At 33.1% G+C, this 23,479-nt stretch carries 20 protein-coding genes; 17 read left to right on the plus strand and 3 right to left on the minus strand.

Annotation, left to right across the window (positions count from 1 at the left end):
* From HMPREF1152_RS06770 to HMPREF1152_RS06810, 9 genes are all read left to right on the plus strand, one after another.
* Window positions 1-5,451 (plus strand): helicase-related protein (locus HMPREF1152_RS06770; RefSeq protein ID WP_009644456.1); only part of this gene is annotated, 5,451 nt, incomplete at its 5' end.
* 42 nt (window positions 5,452-5,493) lie between these two features.
* Window positions 5,494-6,153 (plus strand): DNA-binding protein, encoded by a 660-nt coding sequence (locus tag HMPREF1152_RS06775; RefSeq protein WP_009644462.1) that lies wholly within the window; start codon window positions 5,494-5,496, stop codon window positions 6,151-6,153.
* Window positions 6,154-6,263: 110 nt separating this feature from the next.
* Window positions 6,264-6,485, plus strand: a complete 222-nt coding sequence (locus HMPREF1152_RS06780) for a helix-turn-helix domain-containing protein (RefSeq protein WP_000701009.1) — start codon at window positions 6,264-6,266, stop codon at window positions 6,483-6,485.
* A 97-nt stretch (window positions 6,486-6,582) separates the two neighbouring features.
* Window positions 6,583-7,281 (plus strand): response regulator transcription factor, encoded by a 699-nt coding sequence (locus HMPREF1152_RS06785; RefSeq protein WP_009644454.1) that lies wholly within the window; start codon window positions 6,583-6,585, stop codon window positions 7,279-7,281.
* A 3-nt stretch (window positions 7,282-7,284) separates the two neighbouring features.
* Entirely contained in the window at window positions 7,285-8,193 is a 909-nt protein-coding gene (locus HMPREF1152_RS06790) for a sensor histidine kinase (protein WP_009644466.1), read from the plus strand.
* Between the two features lie 119 nt (window positions 8,194-8,312).
* Entirely contained in the window at window positions 8,313-9,080 is a 768-nt protein-coding gene (locus tag HMPREF1152_RS06795) for an ABC transporter permease (RefSeq protein WP_009644460.1), read from the plus strand.
* 13 nt (window positions 9,081-9,093) lie between these two features.
* Window positions 9,094-10,017 (plus strand): ABC transporter ATP-binding protein, encoded by a 924-nt coding sequence (locus HMPREF1152_RS06800; RefSeq protein WP_009644465.1) that lies wholly within the window; start codon window positions 9,094-9,096, stop codon window positions 10,015-10,017.
* The gene (locus tag HMPREF1152_RS06805) at window positions 10,010-10,741 is read left to right on the plus strand and encodes an ABC transporter permease (RefSeq protein ID WP_009644458.1); all 732 of its coding nucleotides are present in this window, start codon (window positions 10,010-10,012) and stop codon (window positions 10,739-10,741) included. Before HMPREF1152_RS06800 ends, HMPREF1152_RS06805 begins: the two co-directional genes overlap by 8 nt.
* Window positions 10,742-11,473, plus strand: coding sequence for an ABC transporter permease (locus tag HMPREF1152_RS06810; RefSeq protein ID WP_009644461.1), 732 nt, complete (start codon window positions 10,742-10,744; stop codon window positions 11,471-11,473).
* Window positions 11,474-11,652: 179 nt separating this feature from the next.
* Here the strand turns inward: HMPREF1152_RS06810 and HMPREF1152_RS06815 are convergent, their stop codons facing one another.
* From HMPREF1152_RS06815 to HMPREF1152_RS06825, 3 genes are all read right to left on the minus strand, one after another.
* Entirely contained in the window at window positions 11,653-12,858 is a 1,206-nt protein-coding gene (locus HMPREF1152_RS06815; RefSeq protein ID WP_198004087.1) for an IS256 family transposase, read from the minus strand.
* A 153-nt stretch (window positions 12,859-13,011) separates the two neighbouring features.
* The gene (locus HMPREF1152_RS06820; RefSeq protein ID WP_009644459.1) at window positions 13,012-14,343 is read right to left on the minus strand and encodes a relaxase/mobilization nuclease domain-containing protein; all 1,332 of its coding nucleotides are present in this window, start codon (window positions 14,341-14,343) and stop codon (window positions 13,012-13,014) included.
* A gap of 5 nt (window positions 14,344-14,348) precedes the next feature.
* On the minus strand, window positions 14,349-14,699 hold the full coding sequence (locus tag HMPREF1152_RS06825) for a plasmid mobilization protein (protein ID WP_009644452.1): 351 nt from the start codon (window positions 14,697-14,699) through the stop codon (window positions 14,349-14,351).
* Window positions 14,700-15,008: 309 nt separating this feature from the next.
* Between HMPREF1152_RS06825 and HMPREF1152_RS09380 the strand changes: the two genes are divergently transcribed.
* The 8 genes from HMPREF1152_RS09380 to HMPREF1152_RS06865 all read left to right on the plus strand — a co-directional run bounded on the left by HMPREF1152_RS09380 (window position 15,009) and on the right by HMPREF1152_RS06865 (window position 23,144).
* Window positions 15,009-15,236 carry a helix-turn-helix transcriptional regulator gene (locus tag HMPREF1152_RS09380; protein ID WP_039883792.1) on the plus strand — a complete coding sequence of 76 codons (228 nt, stop codon included), beginning with the start codon at window positions 15,009-15,011 and terminating at the stop codon, window positions 15,234-15,236.
* Between the two features lie 5 nt (window positions 15,237-15,241).
* Window positions 15,242-16,219 carry a helix-turn-helix domain-containing protein gene (locus HMPREF1152_RS06835; protein WP_009644469.1) on the plus strand — a complete coding sequence of 326 codons (978 nt, stop codon included), beginning with the start codon at window positions 15,242-15,244 and terminating at the stop codon, window positions 16,217-16,219.
* Window positions 16,220-16,286: 67 nt separating this feature from the next.
* Window positions 16,287-16,880: an MptD family putative ECF transporter S component gene (locus HMPREF1152_RS06840; protein ID WP_009644467.1), complete on the plus strand. Its 594-nt coding sequence runs from the start codon at window positions 16,287-16,289 to the stop codon at window positions 16,878-16,880.
* Entirely contained in the window at window positions 16,880-17,554 is a 675-nt protein-coding gene (locus tag HMPREF1152_RS06845) for an energy-coupling factor transporter transmembrane component T (protein ID WP_039883788.1), read from the plus strand. The genes HMPREF1152_RS06840 and HMPREF1152_RS06845 overlap by 1 nt, the downstream gene beginning before the upstream one ends.
* Window positions 17,551-19,005 (plus strand): ABC transporter ATP-binding protein, encoded by a 1,455-nt coding sequence (locus tag HMPREF1152_RS06850; RefSeq protein ID WP_009644449.1) that lies wholly within the window; start codon window positions 17,551-17,553, stop codon window positions 19,003-19,005. The genes HMPREF1152_RS06845 and HMPREF1152_RS06850 overlap by 4 nt, the downstream gene beginning before the upstream one ends.
* A complete protein-coding gene (locus tag HMPREF1152_RS06855; protein ID WP_039883790.1) occupies window positions 18,998-20,737 on the plus strand; it encodes an ABC transporter ATP-binding protein in 1,740 nt (579 codons plus the stop codon). The genes HMPREF1152_RS06850 and HMPREF1152_RS06855 overlap by 8 nt, the downstream gene beginning before the upstream one ends.
* A 1-nt stretch (window position 20,738) precedes the next feature.
* Window positions 20,739-22,460: an ABC transporter ATP-binding protein gene (locus HMPREF1152_RS06860; protein WP_009644451.1), complete on the plus strand. Its 1,722-nt coding sequence runs from the start codon at window positions 20,739-20,741 to the stop codon at window positions 22,458-22,460.
* Window positions 22,461-22,733: 273 nt separating this feature from the next.
* Entirely contained in the window at window positions 22,734-23,144 is a 411-nt protein-coding gene (locus tag HMPREF1152_RS06865; RefSeq protein WP_009644457.1) for a sigma-70 family RNA polymerase sigma factor, read from the plus strand.
* Window positions 23,145-23,479: the final 335 nt, after the last annotated feature.

Genomic DNA, 23,479 nt, shown 5'->3' on the forward strand with positions numbered 1-23,479 from the left:
CCTGAAAAGTTATCTCCAAGTGAGAGATTAAACAATAATTTTGAAGCAATCTCTATGTTAAATAGAATTGAAAGAGGTGAGAGAGATTTAGATATTAACGCTCAGGAAGTCCTTTCAAAGTATGTCGGTTGGGGCGGACTTGCTGATGTATTTGACGAAAGTAAAGAGGGACAATGGGAAGTTGCAAGAAGTTTCTTAAAGGAAAATTTATCACCATCTGAATATGAAGCTGCAAGAGAGTCTACCCTAACAGCTTTTTACACACCGAAAACAGTGATTGACAGCGTATATAAGACACTTGCAGGTATGGGATTTAAGAGCGGTAATATCTTAGAGCCAAGTATGGGAGTTGGAAACTTTATCGGTAATCTTCCCGATGAAATGAGTAAGTCAAAGTTTTATGGTGTGGAGCTTGACTCGGTAAGCGGTCGCATAGGAAAACTCTTATACCCTGAAAGCGACATACAGATTAAAGGGTTTGAAGAAACGAGCTTTTCCAATAACTTCTTCGATGCTGTGATTGGAAATGTGCCGTTTGGCGAGTATAAGGTAAATGACAGAGAGTATAACAAAAATAACTTCTTGATCCATGATTATTTCTTTGCGAAATCCATTGATAAAGTCAGAAATGGCGGTGTTATCGCCTTTATCACATCTTCAGGCACAATGGATAAAAAGGACGAGAGTGTCAGACGCTACATTGCAGCAAGGGCGGAGTTTTTAGGAGCCATCAGACTTCCAAACGATACCTTTAAGGGCGTTGCAGGAACAGAAGTAACCTCAGATATTATATTCCTAAAGAAAAGGGACAGTATCAGAGAAAGAGATGAGGACTGGATACATCTATCTGAAGATGAAAAGGGACTTGTATATAACAAATATTTTGTAGATCATCCTGAGCAGGTACTCGGCACAATGCGTGAAGTTTCAGGAAGATTTGGAAACACACTTGCGTGCCTGCCGAAAGAAAATGCCGACTTAAAAGAGCTTTTGACAAAAGCAAGTGAAGAAATATCCAAAGGATCAACTTATGAAGAAATAGAGCTTTTAGATGATGAAATCACTTCAATTCCTGCAACGGATGATGTCAAGAACTTTTCATATACCGTTATTGATGATGAGGTTTATTACAGAGAAAACTCACTTTTCGTAAAGAAAGAAGTAACGGATAAGAATAAGGAAAAGATTAAGGACTATCTTGAACTGAATACTGCCCTTAAAGATGTTATCTACAAGCAGAAAGAGGACTATTCCGATGATGAGGTAAAGAAAGCTCAAGAAAAGCTCAATGAAGTCTATGACAACTTTTCAAAGAAGCATGGCTTTATAAATAATTTAAGCAATACCAGAGCCTTAAAAGAAGATAGTAACTTCCCACTTGTTTCCTCAATAGAAATTCTTGATGAAGAAGAAAACTTCAAAGCAAAGGGAGATATTTTCAGTAAAAGAACAATCACAAAGGCAAAGACAATAGACCATGTAGATACTTCCCTTGAAGCACTGGTATTATCCGTATCCGAAAAAGGTTATGTTGACTTTGAATACATGGAAAACCTTACAGGTAAAGACAGACCAACTTTGATTGAGGATCTTAGAGGGGAAATCTATCTAAATATCAGAGAGGAACAAAACTTTTATAGACCATTATCCTTTAACCTTGAAGATGGAGATTTGCCTTTCGCTTGTGCAAACGGCAGTAATTCATATAAGTACGGCTATGTAACAAAGGATGAGTACCTAAGCGGAAATATTAGAGATAAGATTGCCATTGTAGACAGCTACCTTGCAAAGCTAAGACAGACCGAAAGAGAGTTACCTCATCTTGGCTATGCGGAAGATGGCAAAGAAAAAGAGCTGATAAGCTATGAGATGAACCGTTTGGAATACCAAAAGGCAGAGCTTACAAAAGTTCTTCCAAAGGAGCTTGAAGCAAGTGAAATCAATGTACGACTCGGAGCAACTTGGATACCGATTAAAGATATTGAAAAATTTATCTTTGAAACGCTTAAAACTCCGGGATATGCCAAATGGGATATTAAGGTTAAATTTTCAAACCTCACAAGTGAATGGAATGTAGAAGGCAAAAGCAGGGATAGAGGAAATGATCTTGCGGAAATGACCTACGGTACATCAAGGGTAAATGCCTATAAGCTGATTGAAGATGCCCTAAATTTAAAAGAAACAAAGGTATTTGACCAGATTGTAAATTCGGACGGCTCAAAAACTTCTGTGCTAAATAAAAAAGAAACGCTTCTTGCAGGACAGAAGCAGGAGCTTCTAAAAGAAGAATTTAAGAATTGGATATTTAGTGATCAGGAAAGAAGAAACAGGCTTGTAAAGCTATATAATGAGCGTTTTAACTCCATCCGTAACAGAGAATATGACGGAAGTAACCTTTCTTTTGAGGGAATGACCACAGAAATTGATTTAAGATCTCATCAAAGAAATGCCATAGCAAGAAGCCTTTATGGAGGAAATACCCTCCTTGCTCATGTGGTAGGAAGCGGTAAGACCTTCGAGATGGTGGCTTCCGCAATGGAAAGTAAAAGACTTGGAATGTGCAGTAAATCTCTTTTTGTCGTTCCGAATCACTTGACAGGGCAAATCGGCAGAGAGTTTATGCAGCTATATCCGTCAGCTAATATTATGGTGGCAGATAAGAAAGATTTTGAGCCGAAAAACAGAAAAAGATTTATCGGCAAAATTGCCACAGGAGAGTATGATGCCGTTGTCATCGGGCATACGCAGTTTGAAAAAATCCCGATGAGTAAGGAATATCAGGAGAAGCATATTCAGGATCAGATTGATGAAATCATAAACTATGTAGAGGAATACAAGCATGACAGAAATCAGAATTTTACGGTAAAGCAACTTGAAAAGACCAAGAAAAAACTGGAAACAAGGCTTGAAAAATTAAATGATGATTTTAAGAAAGATGATGTCATTACATTTGAAGAACTTGGCGTAGATAAGCTCTTTATTGACGAGGCACATAGTTACAAAAATCTCTATCTTTATACAAAAATGAGAAATGTAGCAGGAATCGGACAAAGCGAAGCCTTTAAATCCTCCGATATGTTTATGAAGTGCAGATACATGGATGAAATGACAAACGGAAAAGGAATTGTCTTTGCCACAGGAACGCCTGTCAGTAACTCGATGACAGAGCTTTATACTATGCAGCGTTATCTTCAGTATGAAAGCCTTAAAAAGAATAATTTGGAACATTTTGATAGCTGGGCTTCTACCTTTGGGGAAACACAATCAGCTTTTGAATTATCTCCTGAAGGTACAGGATACAGGGTTAAGACAAGGTTTTCTAAATTCTATAACCTTCCTGAACTAATGAGTATGTTTAAAGAAGTGGCAGACATTCAAACGGCGGATATGTTAAATCTTCCAACACCTGAAGCACACTATGAAGTTATTAAAACTTTGCCAAGTGAGGAGCAAAAGGAAATCCTAAAGAGTTTATCGGAAAGAGCTGATGATGTGAGAAACAGGGTAGTAGAGCCTGACGAAGATAATATGCTTAAAATTACCAATGACGGTAAGAAACTCGCCTTAGATCAGCGTTTAATCAATCCCCTACTTCCTGATAATCCAGACAGCAAGGTGAATGTTTGCGTGAAAAATGTCTTTAGTATTTGGGATAAGACCAAAGAAAATAAGTCAACACAGCTTCTTTTCTCTGATATGTCTACACCGAAAGGCGATGGAGAATTTAACATTTACGATGACATCAGAGAAAAACTCGTTGCAATGGGAATTCCGAAACAAGAAATAGCCTTTATTCACGAAGCGAACTCAGACAAGCAGAAAGATGAACTCTTTGCAAAAGTGCGTAAGGGAGAAATTCGTATCCTTATGGGATCAACACAAAAAATGGGTGCAGGTACGAATGTGCAAAACAAGCTGATTGCACTTCACGACCTTGATGTGCCTTGGCGTCCTGCGGATTTAGAGCAGCGTGCGGGCAGAATTGTAAGACAGGGAAATGAAAATAAAGAGGTAAATATCTATCGCTATGTTACGGAGAATACCTTTGATGCATATTTGTGGCAGACCATAGAGAATAAACAGAAGTTCATTTCTCAGATTATGACAAGTAAAACACCTGTAAGAGTGGCGGAAGATGTGGACGAAAGCAGCTTAAACTATGCAGAGATTAAAGCTCTTGCCACAGGTGATCCAAAGATTAAAGAGAAGATGGACTTAGACAATGAGGTTACAAAACTAAAAATGCTTGAAGCGAACTATAAGTCTAACCGTTACAGATTAGAGGATAAGGTGGCGAAAAATTATCCTGAAGAAATCGCAAGAACGGAAAAGCTCATAGAAGCTGTCAAGAAAGACATATCTGATGTAGAGCCTAAAGCGGAAGGCGAGGAAAAGTTTACTTCCATTACCATTGCAGGAGAAAAAATTACTGATAAGAAATTAGCCGGAGAAAGACTACTTGAAGCTATTTCAAAGGTTAAAATCAATGAAAGCAAGGTTATAGGAAAGTATAGAAATATGGATTTAGAGGTAAGCTATAACTTCTTTACCAATGAGCATAACTTTAGCCTAAACGGTGCTGCAAAGCATTCAGGAGAGCTTGGAACAAGTGCGGATGGTAACATTACAAGACTGGATAATGCTCTTGAGAAAATGCCTGAAAAATTAAACAGGCTTGAAGAAAAACTTATCAGCGCAAAGGAACAACTTGAAAATGCCAAAGAAGAACTCAAAAAGCCTTTTGAAAAAGCAGATGAGCTAAAATCAAAAGTGCTTCGCTTGGCAGAGTTAAATAAGCTCCTTGATATGGGAGAAGTGGAAGAAAAGAGAAATGATAATCCACTTGTAGAAGATGTAAAAAGAGCAATCATTGACTTCTGCAACAGAGAGTACGAAGAAAATCACAGCTATGATGAATTTAATACCTTGTATCCTGACTTGAAGCATATCGGTATCGCCTATACCAATACACCGGATGAAAGGCATGGTATTCAATTTGAGTTAAACCTTGAGGAATATACAGCTACTCAATATGTAAATGATGTGGCGGTAAGCCATTATGATTATGTAAAAGAAAATGGTAGCGTTGAAAAAGCTCTTGATGTTATGAAGTTTGAAATGGAAAATGGAGAATTTAGTACATTTGTTTCTGTGGATGAAGAAGAATTAAAGCAGGCTATGGGACTTGATATTGACGATGAAGGCAACTTCTATGATCCGCTTTCTAAAGACCTCGATAATGACGGTATTTCTGATAGATATGACAATGACTTTAAGGACAGTGATTATTTTGAGTCAACTTATGATGTGGAGGACAATCTTCATAACAAAGAAGAAACCGCACAAAAATCAGATGACAAGCCATCTATTTTAGGACAGATAAGAGCTTATCAAAATGAAAGTAAAACTGAAGAAAAGCAAAAAACAAAAGAACAGGAATTTTTAAGATAAGGGGAGGGCAACCTCCCTTTTGCCATGAAAGGAGAAAAAAACATGGATTACAAAACAATGAGAAATCAAATAGAAGATATGGTAAATGACAACCACAAGGACTTTGTAAAAGCGATTATAAGCATGGAAAAAGGTATTAATGATGAAAGTGCTTTAGATAAGCTATATAACGCCTATATGGACAATGACAGCCTTAATTTACTGCATGAGGAATTTGACTATATGATTGAGGATTTAAGGGAACAGGGGCAGATAAAAGACCTGCCTTATGTTAAGGAAGAAAAGGATAATCTTATCAATATAGTTGGAAAAATTGTTGGAGAGGTTGATGTAGTTGAAAGAGAAAATAAAAACGGAGAAGCCTTTAAGGTAGCTAATTTTTCCGTAGTATCCAAAGATGATGAGGGTAATAAGGTGTATCACAACTGCTCCGCTTATGGAGAAAAAAGCGATATTCCAAAATACTTCAATCAGGGAGATTTCGTTAAGCTCTTTGGACAAATCAGAACTTCCATTGATGATAACGGAAAGGAACATAGCAATATCAGAATACTTTCTTCAAAGCTACTAAAGGCAAAGGAACAAATGAAAGGACAAGAAGAAAAGAAAGAGTCTGTACTTGGAGCTATCAAGAAATATCAGGCTGAAGATAAGGAAAAACCAAAAGAAAAGAAAGAAGTAAACAAAGAAGCTGAGAGATAAATTTATTGTCGGTGTGGTCTTAGGACTGTACCGGCTCTTTTTTATTTGGTGAAATTATGATATAATTAACGAAATAAAAGTTCAATTATATGAATATTAAGGATGGTAATATGAAAATAAACTATAATGGGCTGTGGAAACTTTTAATAGATAAAAATATGAACAAAAGAGACCTACAGGAAAAAGTTGGTATAGCTCCTGCAACGATAGCTAAAATGGGAAAAGGTGAATTTGTCAGCATGGAAATTCTCTATAGAATTTGTATTGAACTGGACACAGATTTCGGTGAACTAATCTCATTGAATAGGACGAATAATATAAATAAGTTTTAATTTTAATAAAGAACCTTTAGACTTTAGATTGTATATCAAATGATGTATTTTCCTTTGATGATAATTATATTGAATAAGAAGTATGGAGTTATGAAATATGAGAGAGATAATAATTATAGATGATGATATTGCATTATGTAATTTAATTAAAAAATGTTTAAGCACAGATGGATATTCTGTAGACATTGCTAATAATGGATTAGATGGATATAAAAAAATCCGAAGTTCAAACAATCTGTGCTTGATTTTATTAGATATTATGCTCCCTGACTTTGATGGATTTCAAGTTTTGGAGATGATAAGAGAAGAATACACTGTTCCAGTTTTAATGTTGACTGCAAAGTCTGATGATGATTCGAAAATTTATGGACTTAAACAAGGTGCGGATGATTATCTAACTAAGCCCTTTAATATCAATGAACTTAAAGCAAGAGTTGAAGCTATGGTTAGAAGATTCACAGACTTTAATCAGAAAAGCATAGACCAGTTTAAAGAAATCATAATAGAAGATATGAGAATAGATAAAGAGAATAGAACTGTAAAAATAAACAATAACAGTATCGAATTAACAAATAAAGAATTTGACTTGTTATATTTTCTCGCATCTAATAAAGGGAAAATTTTTACAAAAAAACAAATATATACGAATGTTTGGGAAGAAGATTACCTTTTTGATGATAGTAATATCATGTCCTTTATCAGTAAACTCCGAAAAAAAATAGAACCTAACCCTGAAGAACCGACTTATATTTTGACAGTAAGAGGTGTGGGTTACCGTTTTAGTAAGGGGGAATGATGTATGGATATAAAAACTATCATAATTTTGATACTTTTATGTGTGATCCTATATTTAGTAAAAAAGATTACGCATATAAAAAAGGAAATAGATAGGATTCAAGAGGTACTTGTTGATATCAAAAATGGCGATTACAATCGTAGAATTTTAATTAAGAAAAATGATACTACAGAAAAAATTTGCCACGATATAAATGAGATAACACTACAAAGTCAAAATAAACTTATAGAGCAAAAACAATCCGAGCAGGCATATAAATCACTTATGACAAGTTTGTCTCATGATGTAAAAACTCCCTTAGCATCTATGGTTGGATATTTGGAAGCAGTTCAAGAAGGACTTGTTATAGGAGATGAAAAAGATGACTATATAAAAGTTTCTTTAAGTAAAGCACATTACTTAAAGGATTTTGTAGAAAAACTTTTTGATTGGGTAAAATTGGATTCAGGAGAATGGAAGTTTTCTTTTGCGGATAAGGATTTGAACGAATTAACAAGAAATGTGATAAGTGATTGGATTCCTATTTTTGAAGAAAAACATATAAGCTATGAAATTGAAATTCCGGAACAGGAATGTAATATAAAGATAGATGAAAATGCTTATTTTAGAAGTTTAAACAATATTATAAATAATATTATTGTTCATAGTAATTGTGATAGAGTACATTTGAAATTAGAAGAATCGGATACAAAAGTTACTTTGACGATTTTAGATAATGGAAATGGTATATGCGAAAAGGACTTACCATATATATTTGACAGAATGTATCAGGCAGATTGTTCAAGATTAACAAAAGGTTCAGGGCTTGGCTTATCAATTGCTAAAGAATTGTTGAGGGTGAATAATGCTAAAATAAGCGTAAGTAGTGTGCCTAATATAAAAACTGTTTTTACTGTAGAGTTTGCAATGTAAATAGCTGATTTAGAAAGTCTCTTTTGGGGCTTTTTTTATTGAAACAAGATAAAAACAAGAGTGCCGCAAGATTATGGCAAGGTTAATCATTTACAATATTTATTGTAAGGAGGTGCGATATGCTCTTAATAAAAGCTGAAATAAAAAAATGGAAGAGAAGCAGAATTTTGATAGGTATTTTTATATTAACTGTTGTCTTAAATTTATTTGCAATCGAAAGAGCATTTTCAATTTCAAGAGAAAGTCCTATCATGGATAGTTTTGGAGATTTATATTGTTTAGCATTCAAGAATATAACCTTTGTGTTCTTGCCAGTCGTAATTGGAATAATTTCTACAATGTTATTTTTTGACGAAAGGAAGAATGACACTTTAAAGAATGTACTAATAACTTCGGTTAGTAGATTTGAAGTATTTTTTGTGAAATTTATTTTGATAGAATTACTGACACTTTTTTTAATGACATTAACATATATCTCGTCTGTTTTGGGGGCTGTATTAAGCATAGGATTCTTAGATTTTAATTTAGCCACATTGAAAGAAGCAGCTATTTTATATATATTAGCAGCTTTGTTAATTCCGATTGCAATGCTTCCAGTGATTTACATTGCTACTTTTTCTAAGAGTTATGTTTTACCTATTTCTATGTGCTTGCTTTATTTAGGAATTGGGATATTTGGAGCATCAATATTAGTCCATATACATCCGCTTGCAAGCTTATTAGGGGTTTATCAAAATGTGTCATCGGCTGCCAAAGAAATGGTAGAAAATAGTATTGGTGGATATTCACTAAATGCATCCCCGTTTAGTTGTTTAGTATCTATTTTATCAATCGGAATAGTATTTTTTATACTCGCTATAAAATCCATGAAAAGACAAAACTATTAAGGAGAAAAATAAAATGAAAAATTATATTATTGAAACAAAGAATTTAACAAAAGTGTATGGAGAACAAAAGGCTGTAAATTCGGTAAATTTGCACATCAAAAAAGGTTCCATATATGGGTTATTAGGTCGAAATGGAGCAGGTAAAACAACCATTATGAAGATGATATTGGGTCTTACGGATATTTCGAATGGTGAAGTAAGTGTTTTCAATCAAAACATAAAAGGTAACGAGAAAAAGATTTATCCAAGAATTGGTGCAATTATTGAAACACCCGGATTTTATCCTAATCTTACAGGGACAGAAAATTTGGAAATATTTGCAATGTTAAGAGGAACGGCTTTTCCTAATGCGGTTAAAAATGCTTTAGAAGTAGTTGGTCTGCCATATAAAGATAAAAAACTCTTTGGAAATTATTCTTTAGGAATGAAACAAAGACTGGGAATAGCTAATGCAATTTTACATGATCCTGAGGTTTTAATTTTAGATGAACCGACAAATGGATTAGATCCAATAGGTATAGCAGAAGTTAGAGATTTTATAAAAGATTTGAGTGTAAAAAAAGGAAAAACAATTTTGATTTCCAGTCATATTCTATCTGAAATAACACTCCTTGCTGATACAGTGGGCATTATAGATAAAGGAGTTTTATTAGAAGAAAACAGTATGGAAGAATTAAATAAGAAAAATAGAAAGTACATTATTTTGGAAGTATCAGATGTATCAAAAGCTGCGACTATTTTGGAAAAAGAGTTTGGAATAACAAATTATTCCGTTGAAGATAATAATCATATAAGGATATATAGTCATGGATTAGATATGGCAAAAATTAATAAGTTGTTGGTTATGAATGAAATATCAGTGATTTCATCACAAACATGCAATGAGTCTTTGGAAGATTACTTCAAGAAAATAACCGGAGGAGAGGGAATTGCTTAATTTAGTTAAAGTAGAGTTTCTTAAATTGAAAAGGAAAAAGATTGTTTGGATGATGTTTCTGGCAACACTCTTAATGCCATTGCTTGCCACTATATATTTTGGGAATATAGATCTTTCAGATAATGCAATGAAATATTTCAAATGGACAATCTTTAGTTATAATTTATGGCTGATTTTGCCAATTATATTAGGAATATTTTCCACAATGATTGTGTCAGCAGAGTATGAGAATGATACTTTTAAGATGTTGTGGATTGTTCCTATACAAAAGACGAAGCTTTTGATTAGCAAATTTGTAATTATGTTTATTTACACTTTAGTATTTATGAGTTTGTCAATTTTCTTTACACTTCTTTTTGGGAAATTTATTCATCATATAGAGATAGATTACTCTTTGTGTATTTTTCTTATTAGAAAGTGTTTTGAGATTAGTGTACTTTTAGCAGTTTCTATGCTTCCCATTTTATCTATCGCATTTTTGACAAAAAAATATATTTTACCTATTTGTTTGACGATTGTTTATGCTTTTTCGGGATTTGTAATTTTGATGGTTAATATGTATGTACACCCATTATCGAGCTCTACAGCAATTGTTTTGAGAGATGTTCCGGGAATAGTATTAAATCAAGATATAAATATAGTTTATTCTCTTCTTTGTATAGGAGGATGGGTAGTTGGATTTACAATAGTTACAAAATTATTATTGAAAAGGAGAGGATGGTAAATGAAGACCCTTTTATTAGCTGAATATAAAAAACTTCACAGATCAAAATTGATATTTTTGCTTGTATTTGCACTCATGATGACTTTGGGAGTTGTATTTCTTCAAGGACAATTTTCATTTGGTGGGAAAAAGTATATAGACACATTTGGATGGTATATTTTACAAGTGCAGTCTTTAACAACATATTTTGTATTGCCAAGTTTGATAGCATTGTTTGGAGGATATATTATTTGTCGTGAGGAACAAGAAGATGTACTCAAATCATTAAAGTTAATACCGATAGATGAAAGTAATATGATTACTGCAAAAATGGTAATTACTCTGTTGGGTAGCATTTTTGTTTATCTAATATTGTTTATGGTATCTTTAATTATAGAAGCGGTATTGCATTTAAATGCGGTAAACATGAGTGAAGTAGTTCATTATTTTGTTGTATATGTATTAACTGGAATAGGTGTTTTTATGGCAATATCTCCAATTATTGCATTTGTTGGACTTGTAAAAAGAAGCTACTGGATAGCTCTGATTATCGCTGAAATATACTCCTTTATAGGAATTTTCTTTGCCTCAAAGGAAGTTGTAAGAGCCATATATCCAATATCATCTGTATTCGTTTTATCGGGACTATATAAAACACCAGTTATGGAATTGCTGATTAGCATAATCGTAAATATTGGTTGCTGTTTTATTTCACATAGAATACTAAAGAAAATGAGAGTTCGTAAAAAATAGTTATGAAAACAAATTTATGAGACTATGAGAAAAAGTCTGTAAATTAGATCTTCTATGATAATGAACAAGGGCTGATGGTTATATAATAGCTGTCAGCTCTTGGAATATATATAACAATATTTTTTGTGTATGTCAATAAGGAGTGTAGGTTATACACCCCTTAAAATTTAAATATTTGTCTATTCCGGCAAGCGTCCTTCGTATATGATACATAATTCACCATATACAGCTCCCCAGTTTCTGATTGTCTGGGTCCATTTCTTGGTTATTTCAAATGTTGCTAAATATAGAGCTTTTAATAATGCCGTATCGCTGGGAAATACGCTTCTCTGGCGATTTAACTTACGATAAGTAGAATTTAGAGATTCTATAGAATTAGTCGTGTATATGACTTTTCTAACCGTAGGTGAAAATTTGAATATCGGACTTATAGCATCCCAATTGTCATACCAGCGTTTCATTGAATTAGGATATTTAGGTGTCCATTTACTATTAACTCCATCAAGTGCTTTTCTTGCCTTTTCTTCCGTTGCTGCGTGATATATAGTTTTTAAGTCCGTTGCAAAGGTTTTTCTGTCTTTATCCGGTACATACTTAAGGGTATTGCGTACCTGATGTACAATGCATCTTTGGTATTCTGTCTTAGGAAATGCTGCTGCTATAGCCTCTTTCATTCCACTAAGCCCATCGGCACATATGACCATTATATCTCTAACTCCACGATTTTTAAGCTCATTAAGGATTGAAAGCCAGTATTTTGAGCTTTCATTATCGCCTACATTTATAGTCAGGACATCTTTCCTGCCTTCTGTAGTTATACCAAGAATAACGTAGGCGGCAAGCTTTCTAATCATCCCGTTATCACGTACCGAATAGTGGATAGCATCAATAAACAGTACTGGATACACTTCATCTAAAGGTCTGTTATGCCAGTCATCTATTTGTGGTAATATTTTATCTGTAACATCAGAAACAAAGCTCTCAGATACTTCAAAACCATAAATATCTTCTATAGTTTCTGATATCTGCCTTGTAGTCATTCCTTTTGCATACATTGAAATAATCTTTTGGTCAATGTTAGAAATGTCCTTCTGACGTTTCTTAACAATCTGAGGCTCAAAAGTTGACTTACGGTCCTGTGGAACTGCTATGTCTACCTGCCCATAACTGCTATTAACACGTTTTGGTTTATAACCGTTTCTATAATCATCACTATCATAACGTTCAGACTTGCCATATCCAAGATGCTCATCCATTTCTGCTTCCATCATTTCTTTGATAGTTCCTCCCAGCAGATCTTTGAGTGCAGCCTGAATGTCTTCAGCTGTTTCAATATCGTATTCTTGAAGCAGTTGCTGAATAATGTTTCTTTTTCCTTCGGTCATTACAACCTTGTGTACCGGTTTTTTTTCTCTTTTTGTCATAATAAAAAGTCTCCTATGATTTATATTTTATCATAGAAGACCACTGGCTTAATAGCTATTTACAGAAAAACTTTCACATACTCAAATTTATAAATTTAAAAAGAGGAGAGAACACTATCTCTCCATCTCCTTACCCATGTAAATTCCATAATTCTTTCGTATTTTATAAAGCTCGTCCATAGTAGATTTTGTAGAAGAATACTCTTGCATTAGGGTATTCTTTTTTTCTTGCAATTTATCAAGTTTATCTAAAATATCCTTTGAATCAGGTAGCTTTGAATAGGACTTTTTTAGTTTTGCAAGAGCCGTTTCGTAGCGTGTGATTTCAGCCTTATGCTCCTCAAAAAATGCCTTATCAGAAGGATTTGCTTTATATTCCTTGTAGTAGGCTCTATATTTTTTAACAGTATGAACTTGTTCCATTGTATTAGAAAGTAGCTGCATATCCTTGTCAATTTTTTTGATTTTATCTTGTAAGTTCTGTCTTTCTTCAGCACTTTTCTTGATGTATTCATCAAGCTGCTTAACGGAGTTAATGCCATGTTCTCTGATGAAAACAACTGACTCAGCCATTGTATTTAAGTTATGTTTTGTTGCCCAATATTCATAGCCTTTGCTCTCTTTCACTTTGGCATTGGTATTCATATTGATGACATTTCCGATTCGTTTTTTGACAGGTGAGGCTTTGATATTTTGATTTTCTGTAATACGCTCTTTTAATCTTTCTTCGGTATAATCCTCACCAATCGTCTTAGCCCTTGTAAATCTCTGCTTATCTTTTGGCTTAAAGGCTATATGTTTTCCATGCTTTATTTCATAACCAAGTTCCGCCATCTTATTTAGAAATTGTTCCCAATCATTAGACTGTTTTATCAAACGATCAATGTCAAATTTAAGCCTGCTTTTCCAAGAAGTACCTTTCTTAGATTGCTCATTTTCATACCATGACTTACCATTTGTTTTGTACTTTCTCTTATAGCTCTCGTAGAATTCATCAATCACAGAAAGGTTATTATCCTTGCATAGCTTATCGCTTTGATACCTGATTTGGTGGTAGCTTTTCTTGTTGGATTGGTAGCATTTGCCCGTTACCATATTTACATTATTGAAGATGATATGGTTGTGGATATGCCCTTTATCTATGTGGGTAGACAAGACATATTCGTACTCGTCTTTTAATATCTTTTTACACAGTTCAAGACCGATTTGATGTGCCATTTCCGGAGTTGCTTCTCCCGGTAAAAAGGATTGAATAAGATGTCTTGCAAGAACAGTTCCGTTTGTTCCGGCATCATTTCGTGTTCTTAAAAATTGGGTATGGGCAGTTTCCTGATGGCATTTATGAGTTGTTACTAAGATTTGCTCATCTGTTTTTTCTCCGTTAACAATATATGAAATGGCAAGATTAAGGGTTGATTTTATAGGATGTATTTTTGTAATAGCCATAAAAACTAATCACCTCCCGAAGTCCTGTTTAGAAGCAAGGAATGAATTTGCCACAGTTCTTTTGAGAAATGTTCAATCTCTTTTTTCATATCGCCTATGTCCTCTTTGTAGATAACACCGGTCGAATTTACTCGCTTTGCAATCTGATTGATATTGTTTGTTGCGTTGGAAAGTAAGCCTTGTAAATCTCTAAACGGTTCTAAATCTATTTGATAAATTTCTTTTTCTAAAACGCATTTGCGGACAAAGTGGCTCATATTTCTGCACCTTGCGAGCTTTCTTTTCTCCTCAAAAAGAGCTTTTTCTTCTTTGGTCAACTTAATTTCAAGTCGTTCATTTCGTATCCTATTTGCCATAGATATTTCCTCCTTTGTATGATTTTCGGGGTATTAGGGTCTCCCTAACAAGCTAAAAATTGATAAAAAAAGAAGCAGTTCCCAAAGGGCTGCTTCATCAATTTTTCCGTAAGTGTCCGTACACTTACTGTGCTTGCTGCAAAAGAATGATTAAGGCAGCAAGCATTAAGCGAATATTAAATTAGATAAGGATATTATACCATAAAAAGATAGAAAATGGTTCGAAAAATAAGATGCAATTTACTTTTTGCTATAGGTGAAGTATACTTCATAAGTGAAATATACTTCACTTACATAGATAGATTAAATATGAAAAATATTCTAAGAGAATTAAGAGAAAAAAATAATTGGACACAAAGGGAATTATCAAGCAAATTAGGAGTTTCTACGAGAACGATAATTTCTTTAGAAAAGGGGCATTTTAATCCCTCCATAAAGGTTGCTTACAAATGTAGCTTAATATTTGGGTGTCCAATAGAAAAAATATTTTGTCTTGAAGAAAATTACGATAATGATAGGAAAGAGATTTTAAGGTAAATAATATGGATTATATGAACCATCTTTATGGAAGAAATAAGAAAAAAATAATAGAAAATTCAAGGAGCAGGATTTGCGAGTGTTGTGATTTGGAAAATGGTAAATATGTGATTACAGAATATGAGATTTTTAAGGGAGTGAAAGTATTTTATAACGATATACATACATCAAAAATGACAAGTAGCATTCCTAAGGATTCTCTTAATGAAAGACGATATGAAATCAATCATTGCAGAGAGGGAAGATTTGAATGTGTATTAAGAGACGGAACTGTAACATACATGGAAGCTGGAGATTTTGCAATTAACTTAATAAGTAATAGTTCTAAAGAATCCTTTTTTCCTATAAGCCATTACCATGGCGTTACTTTTTGCATAACGCCATCTGAATTTGATGAAGAATTACATCTTTTGGAAAAAATGTTTGAAATTGATTATGAGGTTGTTTTGAACGAACTCTGCTATGAAAATAAACTTTTTATACAGAGAGCAACATCAGAGATTGAGCATATATTTTTTGAAATGTATAAAGTCCCTGATGATATTGTAATCGGATATTTAAAGGTAAAATTCCAAGAATTATTCTTATATCTCACAGCAGTTAAAAATAATATGTCTTATAGCGATAGACAATATTTTGCCAAAAATAATATTGAAATTGCGAAAAAGATAAATGAATATGTATTGCAGAATTTCACTGAAACAATAACATATGAAAAACTGTCTGAAACATTCCATATAAAAATTACTACAATGAAAAACTGTTATAAGAGTATATATGGTGAAACGATCAATGACACGATAATAAAAAAGAGATTAGAAGAGGCAGCACTTTTGTTGAAAAACTCGGCGTTGTCTATAACAGGGATTGCAATTCAAGTTGGATATACGGATCATTCTAAATTTTCCAATGCGTTCAAAAAAAGATATAATCTGACTCCTTCGGAATATAAAAAAATATCTAAAACAGCACATCTGGTCTGATTCGGCAAGCGATTTGAGTTAGATAGTGCTAACATAAACATTGCTTTATAGAAAAGGAGGAATGTTTATGGAAAGCACAAAAAAATTATCAATAAAAGATTTGGCAACTATAGGAATCTTTTCTGCAATTATGATTGTTGTTTTTATTGCATTTTCTATGTTAACGGGAGCGTCTTTATTTTTTAACATGATTCTTAATGCAGTGTTTACAGCATTAATTTTAGGACCTTTTTTCGTTTATATGTCGATGAAAGTTGGGAAGCCTGGAGTTGCTTTAATTTATAATATTTTACAGGCAGTTTTGGCAACTGTGTTTATGGGACCGTTTATGATTCCTTGGTTTGTAGGTGGCGGTATTATCGCAGAATTATCTATGATAGGCACTGATAGTTATAGGAACATAAAAAGAATTACGATTGCTTGGATTATTACATCTCTTACGAGAGCTGCTCACGGAATGAGCGAAATATGGTTTTTTAAAGATGCGTTTCTTAAAACAGGAGTGTCTCCGGAACAGGTTCAAATTCAAACACAATATTATACAGATGTAAAGTGGGTTCTTATTTCTTTGGCTTTAACAGTAGTGACGGCTATCGTTGGATGCTATTTAGGAAATAAGATGACAGAAAAACATTTTAGAAAGACCGGTATAATAAAGTAATGCATTTGGACTTACGCTCCAAAGTTGCGGTATTTTTTAGTACAGTATTTTTGGCTTCGGTATTGTCCAAAGATACTGTATTTTTTTTGCTGACCGTCATCCTCTTACTATATGTTGCCGTATTAGGATATAGCAAATCTACCGTAAAAGTTGTGTTTGCAATAGCAATCATAAGCATTATGAGATTGTTTTCAAATGGAAATGGATTTGGCATCATGCTTCCTGAAATGTTTCTTTTTATAGTTATCAGGACATTGGTCATTATTCTATCTGTAATACCGATTATAAAAACACCTCCGGGAGAATTGATGGCTGTGATGAAGAAAATGAAAGTCCATAGGAATATAGCATTACCACTTATTTTTATGATGAGGTTTTTTCCTGTAGTAAGAAGTGAATTTTCGGAGATTATTGATTCATTAAAATTAAGAGGCTTAATTTCTTTTAGAAAGCCGTTTGTTACAATGGAGTATTTATTTGTACCTATGATGTTCTCTTCTTCTAAAATTGCCGAAGAATTGGCTGCGGCATCTGAAGTAAGGGGAATCTCCGCCAATGGAAAACATACATCAAGAAGGGAAATAAAATTTAGAAAATTTGATTTTGTTGTAGTTATATTGACCGTTCAGTTAACAGTGGGTCTGTACTTTATGGAAAGAGTGATGATGGAATGATTAAATTTGAAAATGTGAGCTTTTCATATAATCAGGACTCTCGAAATATTATTGAAAATATCAACATAGAAATTAAAAAGGGAGAAGTTGTAGCCTTCATTGGAGCCAGTGGATGCGGAAAGACAACGCTGACAAGGATTATCAATGGACTTGCGTATAAGTTTTATAGCGGGAAGCTGAATGGAAACATTACAATAGATGGCATGAATCCATGTGAAAAAGAATTGTACGAAATAGGAAGAAGAGTGGGTTCAATTTTTCAAAATCCTAAAAGTCAATTTTTTGCAGAAAATGTAGAAGATGAAATTGCATTTGGATTGGAAAATTATGGCGTAGACCGAGAAAAAATTTCAAGAAGAATTAGAGAAGCACTTTCCTCAATCAATGGAGAAAATTTAATTGATAAGAGCTTATTTCATCTTTCAAGTGGAGAAAGGCAAAAAATCGCAATTGCTTCCATAAATGCTCTTGATCCACCGATTTATGTTTTTGATGAGCCGTCAGCCAATCTTGATATGAAAAGTGTAGAAGCTTTAAGAAAACTGATGCTGTCATTGAAAACACAAGGAAAAACGATGGTGATTTCCGAACACAGAATTTATTATCTGAAAGATCTTGTTGATAAATATTACTACCTTGAAAATGGCGAGATTAGAAACTCATTTTCAGAAAAAGAACTTCTTTCAAGTTGTAATGACTTTTTTAGAACAGCGGGGTTAAGAGCATATTCTTTAGAATGCGTTGTACCAAAAACAAAGAAAATAAAAGAAGTAAATTCGATGGAGTTAGATAAAATATGCTTTTCATACAAGAATGAGAAGATCATAAGTGGGTTAAGTTATTCCTTTAAGAGTGGAAATGTTTATGGAATCATAGGAGATAACGGTGTTGGTAAAAGCACATTATTTAAAATCTTAAGTGGATTGCTGAAAGAACAGAAAGGCAATTTATTGATAAATGGCGAAAAAATAAAGAAAACAAAAAGAAAGAGAAGAATATACTACCTGTCAAACAATCCTGACAGTAATTTATTTGAGGTTTCTCTTGAAGATGAATTGAAATTAAATGATCCAAAGGCAGATATAGATTTAATCTTGCATCAGTTTCATTTGGAAACATCTAAAGAGTTACATCCTCAAATCTTGTCAGGAGGTCAAAAACAGAGATTAACTATCGCAGCAGCAGAACTTTTAGAAAGGGATGTATATTTGTTTGATGAGCCAACAAGTGGATTAGATGGAAATAATATGAGGCTTATTTCTGAAAGAATGAAAAAACTTCAAGAAAAACAGAAAATCATACTTATCATTTCGCATGATTATGAGTTTCTGATGACTTCTTGTAATAAAGTTTTATATTTAGATGGGCAATCTTTTAAAGAGTTTTCTGTGGAGAATGATAAAGAAAAGATATTGGAGATATTAAGAGGTGAGGTGAAGAGCTATGTTTAATAGCGGATTATTAAAGTATTCCGGCAAGTACAAATATCTGACTGTTCTGGCATGTGTATTATCGATTTTGAGTGCTGTAATGTCAATCGTTCCATTAGTTTGTATCTATCAAATTATAAGATTATATGTTGAAAATTTAAGCACGAAAAGCATCATGCATTATGGAGAAATAGCTGTGATTTCATCTGTTTTAGGTATTGCTTTATATTTTGTGGCATTGTCTTTAGCCCATATATCTGCTTTTAGAGTTGCTAAAAATTTGAAATTACAAGCAATCAATAAAGTGATAGATATGCCATTAGGCTTTTTTGAAATGAAGTCTACAGGCGAGATTAGAAAAATTATTGATGAAAACACCATTTTAACAGAAGATTTTTTAGCACATAAATTACCGGATTTTGCGGCGACTGCAATTATGCCACTTATCATTGTGATTAGTTTTTTCTTTTTTGATTGGAGATTAGGTGCAGCTTGCTTTATCCCGTTAATCATTTCTGTAATATGTATAAAGATGATGATGGGCGGAGAAAATAAATATATGATGGGTAAAATCATGACATTACAAGAGCAGATGAACAAAGAAGCTGTTGAGTATGTTCGTGGTATACCAATTATCAAAGTGTTTCAACAAACTGTATTTAGCTTCAAAAAATTTCATAATACGATTATGAGTTATAGAGATTTGGTGGCAGGCTACGCAAAAGCTTGTCGTATGCCTAAAACTATTTTCGGAGTTATGTTAAACAGTTTTTTTATGTTTTTGATAGTTGTAGCTGCAGTTTTATTTAATTCAGCAAGCGATCCAATCGCAGTATTTTTGAATTTGATTTTTTTCATATTACTTAGTCCTTTAATTTCTACAACAATGATGAGGCTAATGATGACTGGGGAGAACTTGATTCAAGCAAAGGAAGCTTTAAATAGAATTGAAACAATTATCTGTGATGATTCATATATAGAAAATGGTAGTGATGAATTCCCTGAAAATACAGAAATTGTTTTTTCGGATGTTTGTTTTTCATATCCTGAGCAAGAAAAAAATATTATAGAGCATGTATCGTTTGAAATTTCAAAAAATCAAAAGGTTGCTTTTGTTGGTTTATCAGGCTCCGGAAAAAGCACCATTCTTTCTTTGATAGGGAAATTTTTTAAGGTTAACTCAGGAACGATAACGATTGGTAGCAAGAATATAAATGGAATAAGAAATAGTGAAATTATGAAAAATATTTCCTTTGTTTTCCAAGACAGCAAACTATTTAACGGAACCTTACTTGAAAATATAAGAGTAGGAAATCCTAATGCATCTTTAGAAGAAGTAGATAAAGCTATTACAGTTGCACAGTGTCAAAGTATTATTGATAAACTTCCGAACGGTATAAATAGTATTTATGGCAGTAAAGGAATTTTCCTTTCCGGTGGAGAAAGACAGAGAATTGCACTGGCAAGAGCTTTTGTTAAAGATTCTCCAATTATTGTTTTTGATGAAGCAACATCAGGTTGTGATGCTGAAAACGAATTTTATATCAATAAAGCGATTACGGAAATTTCAAAGAATAAAACAGTAATTTTGGTAGCTCATAGGTTAAATACTGTAATTGATGCAGACAAAATAATTGTTATGGAAAAAGGGAAAATCGTTGAGCAAGGTACTCATAATGATTTAGTTGAAAACAATGGAGCATACGCAAATATGTGGAAACAATATCGGGGTGCTTCAGATTGGAGGCTATAAAATGTTCGATAAAATAAAAGAAAAATACTCTTTGTCTGATGCTGAAGCAATGCTGATTAAAAAAGGAATACTATTTAACGCATTATCCAATATTTCTAAAATGCTGCCTGTTGGAATATGTGCTTATGTATTATCACAAATGTATTCAATCATAACAAATAAAAATCATAGTGCCGAATTGCCTATTATAATGTGTTTAGGGGTATCTGCGATAGTAATTTTACTTATGATTTTGCTATCGTATGTAGAATACACAAAAACCTTTATTGATATTTATCAAGAAAGTGCAAATCGAAGAGTTAGTATTTCAGAATTTCTAAGAAAACTTCCATTAGCATTTTTTGCGAAAAAAGATATTTCAGATCTTACCACTATAGTAATGACAGATACATCGGGAATTGAACATGCTTTGGCTCATGTTATTCCTCAGTGTTATGGAACATTGTTGTCTACAATAGTGATTTTTCTGTTGATGTTAATATTTAACTTTAAAATGGCAATGTCATTATTTTGGGTAATACCAATTGCTTTTGCAGTAGTTCTATTATCCAGAAAACTTCAAAAAAGTTACAGTGAAAAGTTTAAAAGTGAAAAACTGGCATCATCCGATCAAATACAAACAACACTTGAAATGATTAAGGAGATAAAGTCGTTTTCTTTGGAAGAAAAACAGAAAACATCTATAAAAATTCAGTTGGATGCGTTTGAAAAGAAACAGAGAGAATCTGAATTATTTTCTGCAACAATTTTAGCGTCAGCACAGATGATTCTTAAATTAGGTATAGCAACTGTAATATTAGTAGGAGCTTATTTATTATTACATGGAGAGATTGATTTATTCACATATATTATTTTCTTGTTTTCAGCTGGTTTAATATATGATCCTATCCATGCATTGATGAATTCTTTGACAGAGATTTTCTCTACGGATGTGTTGGTTAAAAGAATTGATGACATAAAAAAGGAACATATAAATATTGAGCCTTTTCATACCAAAACAAATGATATGAGTATTAGTTTTGATAATGTTACTTTCGGATATGAGGATGAAGATGTTCTTAAAAATGCTACATTTACAGTAAAATCTGGATCAAAAACGGCTTTAGTAGGTTCTTCTGGTTCCGGCAAATCGACTGTATTGAAGTTAGCCGCTGGATTTTATAAAGCAAGTTCCGGTAATGTATTTTTAGATGGAACTGATATTTCAAAGGTGGATGATGAATCGTTACTGCAATATTATTCCATAGTTTTTCAGGATGTACTACTTTTTGATGGAACAATTATGGATAACATTCGGTTGGGAAATAAAAATGCAACTGATGATGAAGTAATAGAGGCTGCAAAATTGGCAAATTGCGATAGCTTTGTGTCAAATTTACCTGATGGATATATGACTACAATCGGTGAAAACGGGAAGCTGCTATCTGGCGGTGAAAAACAGAGAATATCAATAGCAAGAGCAATTATTAAGGACGCCCCAATTGTTTTGCTTGATGAGGTTACTTCTGCGTTAGATATTCAAAACGAAAACCTAATACAGAAAGCGATTAGCCATATAACAAAAAACAAAACAGTTATAGTAATCGCTCATAAATTAAATACAATCAAAGATTGTGATAATATTTTAGTCTTTGATAAGGGAAAAATTGTTGAACAAGGAACACATGAAGAATTATTAAAGCAAAATGGATATTACAAAAAATTATATGATATGAGTGCATGAATATTTTGAAATGGAAAAGAATGGAAAAGAGAGGAAAATTTATGTAATTGTAAGCATAGATGGAGGAAGAACATGGAAAAGTTTATGTATCTATTTGAAAAAATAAATAACAATAAAAATTGTCATTTTTTCTATATACTCCTTTAAACAATTTAATATAGTTAAAGAAAAAGCAGGTTTCTTTCATTTTAGAGGACTTCTTATGCCAAGATGCAGAAGTCCTCCTTTTTTTGCCTGAAAACAATCGGACAGAAAAAGAATGGAGGAAATAAAATGCCAAAAGAATATTACCTTTATGTTAATGGACAAAAGGTTAAAGTTAGCGAGCAGATATATAAAGTCTACTGGCGAGAACGAGAACACGAAAAGTATTTGGAGCAGGTGGACAGAAAAAACCACTTGCTCTTTTTTTCATCATTAGATCATGACGGACATTTTGTAGACAATATCATAGATGAAAGTGTTGATGTAGAAAAGATTGTGGAAACACAAATGATGATTGAATCATTGAGATACGCTATATCAAAACTGAATGATGAAGAAAGGGACATCATTGAGCGTTTGTACTTTAATGATGAAACTGTTCGTTCAGTAGCAAAGCTCAAAAGTATTACACACCCGGCTTTAATCAAAAGAAGAAACAAAATTCTTGAAAAGCTGAAAAAGTTTATTGAAGAGATTTAATGCTTTGGTAACCAAAGGGGGCAAATTTTCCTTATGTAAAGTGAAGGGGAGTTTGACCTCCTTTACTTTTATAAAAGATATAGCCTATTTATGGCAAACAGGAAGATGTAAAGAAAATCCCTTTCAAATATTTGTTCTTTGACAACTGAATAGACCAAGACGGGACTTTTAATTACTTAGTGAGCGTAAGAAATTTACGCCATAACTTTCCTGCTGAAGAAATTGGGTTTAAATGAACACTGTCAAAGACAAGGATATAAGGAAACGAGCGATAAATAAATTTTCTTAAAGCAAAGAACAAGGATACTTTGTGAGCTATGACCTGAGTAATGATA

This window comes from Mogibacterium sp. CM50 (assembly GCF_000293155.1).
GTDB lineage: Bacteria > Bacillota > Clostridia > Peptostreptococcales > Anaerovoracaceae > Mogibacterium > Mogibacterium timidum.

What these genes read in the sequence shown, in the direction of transcription:
- HMPREF1152_RS06785 (WP_009644454.1), top strand. Translation starts at nt 6,583, where the DNA reads ATGAGAGAGATAATAATTATAGATGATGATATTGCATTATGTAATTTA.
- HMPREF1152_RS06825 (WP_009644452.1), bottom strand. Translation starts at nt 14,699, where the DNA reads ATGGCAAATAGGATACGAAATGAACGACTTGAAATTAAGTTGACCAAA.
- HMPREF1152_RS06780 (WP_000701009.1), top strand. Translation starts at nt 6,264, where the DNA reads ATGAAAATAAACTATAATGGGCTGTGGAAACTTTTAATAGATAAAAAT.
- HMPREF1152_RS06865 (WP_009644457.1), top strand. Translation starts at nt 22,734, where the DNA reads ATGCCAAAAGAATATTACCTTTATGTTAATGGACAAAAGGTTAAAGTT.
- HMPREF1152_RS06855 (WP_039883790.1), top strand. Translation starts at nt 18,998, where the DNA reads ATGTTTAATAGCGGATTATTAAAGTATTCCGGCAAGTACAAATATCTG.
- HMPREF1152_RS06800 (WP_009644465.1), top strand. Translation starts at nt 9,094, where the DNA reads ATGAAAAATTATATTATTGAAACAAAGAATTTAACAAAAGTGTATGGA.
- HMPREF1152_RS06835 (WP_009644469.1), top strand. Translation starts at nt 15,242, where the DNA reads ATGGATTATATGAACCATCTTTATGGAAGAAATAAGAAAAAAATAATA.
- HMPREF1152_RS06790 (WP_009644466.1), top strand. Translation starts at nt 7,285, where the DNA reads ATGGATATAAAAACTATCATAATTTTGATACTTTTATGTGTGATCCTA.
- HMPREF1152_RS06840 (WP_009644467.1), top strand. Translation starts at nt 16,287, where the DNA reads ATGGAAAGCACAAAAAAATTATCAATAAAAGATTTGGCAACTATAGGA.
- HMPREF1152_RS06845 (WP_039883788.1), top strand. Translation starts at nt 16,880, where the DNA reads ATGCATTTGGACTTACGCTCCAAAGTTGCGGTATTTTTTAGTACAGTA.
- HMPREF1152_RS06820 (WP_009644459.1), bottom strand. Translation starts at nt 14,343, where the DNA reads ATGGCTATTACAAAAATACATCCTATAAAATCAACCCTTAATCTTGCC.
- HMPREF1152_RS06775 (WP_009644462.1), top strand. Translation starts at nt 5,494, where the DNA reads ATGGATTACAAAACAATGAGAAATCAAATAGAAGATATGGTAAATGAC.
- HMPREF1152_RS09380 (WP_039883792.1), top strand. Translation starts at nt 15,009, where the DNA reads ATGAAAAATATTCTAAGAGAATTAAGAGAAAAAAATAATTGGACACAA.
- HMPREF1152_RS06850 (WP_009644449.1), top strand. Translation starts at nt 17,551, where the DNA reads ATGATTAAATTTGAAAATGTGAGCTTTTCATATAATCAGGACTCTCGA.
- HMPREF1152_RS06810 (WP_009644461.1), top strand. Translation starts at nt 10,742, where the DNA reads ATGAAGACCCTTTTATTAGCTGAATATAAAAAACTTCACAGATCAAAA.
- HMPREF1152_RS06860 (WP_009644451.1), top strand. Translation starts at nt 20,739, where the DNA reads ATGTTCGATAAAATAAAAGAAAAATACTCTTTGTCTGATGCTGAAGCA.
- HMPREF1152_RS06795 (WP_009644460.1), top strand. Translation starts at nt 8,313, where the DNA reads ATGCTCTTAATAAAAGCTGAAATAAAAAAATGGAAGAGAAGCAGAATT.
- HMPREF1152_RS06815 (WP_198004087.1), bottom strand. Translation starts at nt 12,858, where the DNA reads ATGACCGAAGGAAAAAGAAACATTATTCAGCAACTGCTTCAAGAATAC.